This window comes from Pseudomonas sp. GXM4, assembly GCF_008923895.1.
GTDB lineage: Bacteria > Pseudomonadota > Gammaproteobacteria > Pseudomonadales > Pseudomonadaceae > Aquipseudomonas > Aquipseudomonas atacamensis.
In genome coordinates this window covers 1-5,987 of record NZ_WBRZ01000312.1, presented here as the reverse complement: position 1 = coordinate 5,987, position 5,987 = coordinate 1, and the positions used below count along the sequence as shown (strand labels likewise).

Below are 5,987 nucleotides of genomic sequence, written 5' to 3'. Positions count from 1 at the left end.
TCATCGATTGTGGTTGCGAGCTCTATTTGAGTAGGTTTTATTTATGGGCTCAATGTTTTGCGTGCTCATGCCAACTCTAATTACAGGAGAACAAAGTGCATACATCAAAGAAATATCTGACAGACGCGTCTGTCCACCAAGCATTGCTCCTGACTGATTTGACCGAAAAGAGCCAACCCGATCACGCTGTCCGGTTGTTGCTGAATGAAGTACTTACAGGGCTCGCAGAACGGGGGTGGCCCGAAGCACAACTGCAAATTGGGCCAAGGATTGTGTCGGCAGAAGAAAACTACGGTTTGCTCGGTTACGACCCGGCCGAAATTACTCTCGGCAGTGAGCACACACGTTGGGTTGATGAGCACTCGCTATTGCGCACACAGACCACCAGCCAAATTCCTGCAGCGCTTCAGCAGGCCGCGAAGATTCGCCAGCCGGGGCAGACCATCTTGCTGGCAGCGCCGGGAATAACGTTCAGGCGTGACAGTCGCGACCGCTGGCATTGTGCTGAACCGCATCAAATGGATATTTGGGTACTCGGCGATCCCGATTTGGCCTCGCACGAGCATTTACTGCGTCTTGTCAGCGATATCTTGCAGTCAGCTGTCCCTGGCGAATCCTGGGTCTACGGCGACAGCCCACATCACTACACCGAAGGTGGGATTGAAGTGAATGTGTTGAATGATGGCGTGCCGGTCGAGGTTCTGGAGTGCGGGCGTATCGCGAAGTCGCTATTACAGCGTTTGCAGATTGATCCGATGCGCCATGGTGGGCTTGCTCTTGGGATGGGGCTGGATCGCTTGACGATGTTGCGCAAAGGCATACCTGATATCCGTTTGTTACGCGATCAGAATGTGCGCGTGCAGGCTCAGATGCATGATCTGGACACTTGGACTGCGGTGTCTCGTTTGCCATCGATTGCACGCGACATCTCGCTGGCAGTGACGCCGGGATTGAGTGAAGAGGTATTGACCGAGAGGATGTTGCAGGCGGCAGGGGATTGCTCAAACTGGATCGAGGAGATGCGAATCAAAGGGCGTTGGCAGCGTTCGGATTTACCACCGCAAGCCATTGAGCGACTCGGAATGCTGCCGGGTCAGGAGAACGTGCTTTTACATGTGGTGCTGCGGGATTGTTCACGCTCAATTACTACCGGCGAGGCGAATGCCTTGTATGCCGAGATTCAAGCTGCGATGCATGAAGGGGTGCCGGGGGCAGGGTACAGAATGGATTTCTCGAAGGCTTGAGACTCACCTCTGGGAGCGGGCTTGCTCGCGAAAGCGCCGGATCAGTCAAAGATTATTTTGACTGACACAATGCATTCGCGAGCAGGCTCGCTCCCACAGGGGTAACTCGGTGCCGCTGGTTACTCGATGAAGGTGACGACGCCATCCTTCAGCGATTGCACGCGAGCCAGCGACTCGACGCGGTAGCCCTGCGAGTCCAGTTCGGCGCGGCCGCCCTGGAACGACTTCTCGATGACGATGCCCAGACCGGCAACGGTGGCGCCGGCCTGTTTGATGATCGAGATCAGCGCTTGCGAGGCCTTACCGTTGGCCAGGAAATCGTCGATGATCAGCACGCGGTCGCTGCTGGTCAGGTGGCGCGGGGAGATGGCCACGGTGCTTTCGGTCTTCTTGGTGAACGAGTAGACGGTCGCCGAGAGCAGGTTTTCAGTCAGGGTCAGCGACTGTTGCTTGCGGGCGAAGATCACCGGCACGCCGAGGTTCAGACCGGTCATGATCGCCGGGGCGATGCCCGAAGCTTCGATGGTAACGATCTTGGTGATCCCCGAATCCTTGAACAGCGCGGCGAATTCGTCACCGATCAGCTTCATCAGGGCCGGGTCGATCTGGTGGTTCAGGAAAGCGTCGACTTTCAGGACCTGATCGGAAAGCACGATGCCTTCTTCGCGGATTTTTTTGTGCAGTGCTTCCACAACAGCTTCCTCTGTTGGCGCGATGGGCGCCGAAGGTAGATTAAAAAGTAGTCGATTCTAGCGCTTTAACATCGCGCGTATGTCGGCCAATGCGCTATTGCCACGCACGGCTTTGACTTCAGTCGGGGTGTCGTCGTTGCCTTCCCAGGCCAGATCGTCCGGCGGCAGCTCATCCAGAAAGCGACTCGGCGCGCAGTCGATGATTTCACCGTACTGCTTGCGCTTGGCTGCGAAGGTGAATGCCAGGGTCTGGCGGGCGCGGGTGATGCCCACGTAGGCCAGGCGGCGTTCTTCTTCGATGGTGTCGGCTTCGATGCTGGAGCGGTGCGGGAGAATTTCCTCTTCCATGCCCATGATGAACACGTAGGGAAATTCCAGCCCTTTGGAGGCGTGCAGCGTCATCATTTGCACACCTTCGGCGCCGTCCTCTTCTTCCTGCTGGCGCTCGAGCATGTCGCGCAGCACCAGTTTGCCGATGGCGTCCTCGACGGTCATTTCGCCGTCCTCGTCCTTCTCAAGGGTGTTTTTCAACGCCTCGATCAGGAACCAGACGTTGCCCATGCGGTAGTCCGCCGCCTTGTCGCTGGAGCTGTTGGTGCGCAGCCAATTCTCGTAATCGATGTCCATGACCATGCTGCGCAGCGCCGAGATCGGATCTTCGCCGGCGCACTGCTCGCGGACCTTGTCCATGAAGCGCTTGAAGCGCGCCAGGCGATCAGTGAAGCGGCTGTCGAGATGTTCGCCGAGGCCAATTTCGTCGGTGGCGGCGTACATCGAGATCTTGCGCTCGGTGGCGTAGTTGCCGAGCTTTTCCAGGGTGGTCGAGCCGATCTCGCGGCGCGGAACGTTGATCACGCGCAGGAAGGCGTTGTCGTCATCCGGATTGACGATCAGGCGGAAGTAAGCCATCAGGTCCTTCACTTCCTGGCGACCGAAGAAGCTGTTGCCGCCGCTCAGGCGATACGGCACCTGGTGGTGTTGCAGCTTCAATTCGATCAGCTTGGCCTGGTAGTTACCGCGATAAAGAATGGCGAAATCGCTGTACGGGCGGTCGGTGCGCAGGTGCAGGCTGAGGATTTCCATGGCCACGCGCTCGGCTTCGGCGTCCTCGTTGCGGCAGCGGATCACGCGGATCTCGTCGCCGTGGCCCATCTCGCTCCACAGCTGTTTTTCGAATTCGTGCGGGTTATTCGAGATCAGTACGTTGGCGCAGCGCAGGATGCGGCTGGTGGAGCGGTAGTTCTGCTCGAGCATCACCACTTTCAGGGACGGATAGTCGTCCTTGAGCAGCATCAGGTTTTCCGGGCGCGCGCCACGCCAGGCGTAGATCGACTGGTCGTCGTCGCCGACCACGGTGAACTGGTTGCGCTTGCCGATGAGCATCTTCACCAACAGATACTGGCTGGCGTTGGTGTCCTGGTATTCGTCGACGAGCAGGTAACGGACCTTGTTCTGCCACTTTTCGAGAATGTCGGCGTGTTCTTCGAAGAGCTTTACCGGCAGCAGGATCAGGTCATCGAAGTCCACCGCGTTGAACGCCTTGAGCGTGCGCTGATAGTGGGTGTAGACGATCGCGGCGGTCTGTTCCTTGGGATTGCGCGCGTTTTCCAGGGCCTGGGCGGGCAGGATCAGGTCGTTTTTCCAGGCGCCGATCATGTTCTTGATCTCATCGACGCCGTCGTCGCCTGCGTATTCCTTCTGCATGATGTCGGTCATCAGGGCCTTGACGTCGGTTTCGTCGAAGATCGAGAAACCGGGTTTGTAGCCCAGCCGCGCATGCTCCTTGCGGATGATGTTCAAGCCCAGGTTGTGGAAGGTGCAGACGGTCAGGCCACGCCCTTCGCCGGCACGCAACAGGGTGCCGACCCGCTCTTTCATCTCGCGCGCGGCCTTGTTGGTAAAGGTCATGGCGACGATGTACTGGGCGCGGATGCCGCAGTTCTGGATCAGGTGCGCGATCTTGCGCGTGATCACGCTGGTCTTGCCGGAGCCAGCACCGGCGAGCACCAATAGAGGGCCGCCGACGTAGTTCACGGCTTCTTGCTGCCGGGGATTGAGTCGGGACATACGAAAATTCGGGAGTCGTTGACGAAATGGGCCGGCATTTTAACAGGCTCAGCGATTTCTGCTGCTCTGTCCGACTTGTGACGCAGCACGCGATTCAGATTTGCCGCTTTTGTTACTTTCACGCAGGATACGCGGGGATTTTGCGGCTAATGTTCTCATTCGTGACACAAAATAACGTTTCGATGCCGTTGTCATCAGACAACGCATTGGTCATTGTTCAGCACAACGGCATAATGCCCCGCCTACATCATTGCAGAGTCTAGGGAGTCAGCTTGTCTACGCCTGTCGAACCCTTGCGTTTGCTGCTACTGGCCGAAGAGCCAGCGTGGACAGCGTTGTTGCGTGAGTGTCTGGCTCCGATGGGGAGCGCGGCGGTGCTGATCAGCGCGCCGAACTGGGATTCGGTCAGCCGCCTGTTCGAGGACAACCGCCACGCGGTATTACTGACTCTGCCGGCGTTGCAACCGCCACCCGGGCGTTGCAGCCTGCCGACCGTTCTGCTGCTGGAGCACGAACCGGCCACCGCGCCGGTCGGTGTCAGCGACTGGCTGGTGTTCGACGCCCTCGACGCCGGCATGCTCCAGCGTTGCCTGCGCCATGTGCGCGAGCGCGGCGTGCTGGAAAACACTCTTCAGCGCCTCGCCGAACAGGACCCGCTGACCGGTATCGCCAACCGTCAGGGCTTCCAGACCCTGCTCACGGCGCGCCTTGCCGAAGGCGACGGTCGCGGTCTCGCCCTCGGCCATCTCGATCTCGACAACTTCCGCCATGCCAACGATGCCCTTGGTCATCAGGCCGGCGATCGCTTGATCCTGCAAGTTGTCGCGCGGCTGAAAAGTCAGCTGGAGGCCGGCGATCAACTGGCACGGCTGGGCAGCGATGAATTCGCTCTGCTGATCGATACCCGTCGTGCACCGCAACGCGCCGAGTGGATGGCCGAACGCATTACTGAGGCGTTGGCCGAACCTTATTGGGTCGACGGCGAGAGCCTGCTGATCGGTTCCAGCCTCGGCATCGCCCATGCCCGCGCCAATGGCGGTGCCGATCCACTGATGTGGCACGCCCATATCGCCATGCAGCAGGCCAAGAGCACACAGGGCTGCACTTTTCATATCTTCAACGAACGCATCAACCGCAACGCGCGGAGCATGGCCGACCTCGAAAGCGAGCTGCGCCGGGCCTTGCGCCGCGATGAGCTGGAACTGCATTACCAGCCACGCCTGAATCTTGAGGACGGCCAGATTGTCGGCCTCGAAGCGCTGGTGCGCTGGCGTCATGGCGAGCGCGGTCTGTTGCCACCGAGCGAGTTCGTCCCGCTGGCCGAGCAGAGCGGTCTGATCGTGCCATTGGGTTACTGGGTGATTTCCCGCGCCTTGCGCGACATGCAGGCCTTGCGCGAGCAGGGGCTGCCGGCGCTGCACATGGCGATCAACCTGTCGTTCCGCCAGTTTCAGGACAGCCAGTTGCTGCCGACGCTCAGCCGCCTGATTGCCGAACGTGGCGTCGAGGCGCAGTGGCTGGAATTCGAACTGACCGAAACCGCGGTGATGCGGCGCAGCGATCTGGTCAAGCAGACCATGGACGCCCTCGGCCGCCTCGGTGTGCGCTTCTCGCTGGACGATTTCGGCACCGGGTTCTCGTCGTTCGTGCACCTCAACAGCCTGCCCATCACCTTGCTGAAGATCGACAAGAGTTTTGTCGGCGGCATGGAACAGCGCGAAGAGAACCGCAAACTGGTGCACGCGATGATCAACCTCGCGCACAACCTGCACCTGGAAGTGGTCGCCGAGGGCGTCGAGACGCCGGAGCAACTGGAATTGCTGCGCGGGTTCGGCTGCGATCAGGTACAGGGTTATCTAATCAGCCGGCCGTTGCCGCTGGATGAGTTGGTGGAATATCTGACCTTTGGAGCCAGTCAGCAGGCTTCGGTGGAAGCCATTTAAAAGATCGCAGCCTTCGGCAGCTCCTACCTTGGATTGTGTTC

General features: G+C 59.3%; 4 protein-coding genes. 2 read left to right on the top strand and 2 right to left on the bottom strand.

The window, feature by feature from the left end; all coding sequences use genetic code 11:
* Positions 1-95: 95 nt before the first annotated feature.
* On the top strand, positions 96-1,244 hold the full coding sequence (locus F8N49_RS24685) for a hypothetical protein (protein ID WP_151552981.1): 1,149 nt from the start codon (positions 96-98) through the stop codon (positions 1,242-1,244).
* Between the two features lie 119 nt (positions 1,245-1,363).
* Here the strand turns inward: F8N49_RS24685 and F8N49_RS24680 are convergent, their stop codons facing one another.
* Both F8N49_RS24680 and rep read right to left on the bottom strand, forming a co-directional pair.
* The gene (locus F8N49_RS24680) at positions 1,364-1,936 is read right to left on the bottom strand and encodes a xanthine phosphoribosyltransferase (protein ID WP_016772573.1); all 573 of its coding nucleotides are present in this window, start codon (positions 1,934-1,936) and stop codon (positions 1,364-1,366) included.
* Between the two features lie 57 nt (positions 1,937-1,993).
* The gene (gene rep, locus F8N49_RS24675; RefSeq protein ID WP_016772574.1) at positions 1,994-4,003 is read right to left on the bottom strand and encodes a DNA helicase Rep; all 2,010 of its coding nucleotides are present in this window, start codon (positions 4,001-4,003) and stop codon (positions 1,994-1,996) included.
* A 272-nt stretch (positions 4,004-4,275) separates the two neighbouring features.
* Here rep and F8N49_RS24670 point away from each other — a divergent pair, with 272 nt between their 5' ends.
* Positions 4,276-5,946 carry a bifunctional diguanylate cyclase/phosphodiesterase gene (locus F8N49_RS24670; protein WP_016772575.1) on the top strand — a complete coding sequence of 557 codons (1,671 nt, stop codon included), beginning with the start codon at positions 4,276-4,278 and terminating at the stop codon, positions 5,944-5,946.
* The last annotated feature ends 41 nt before the right edge of the window (positions 5,947-5,987 follow it).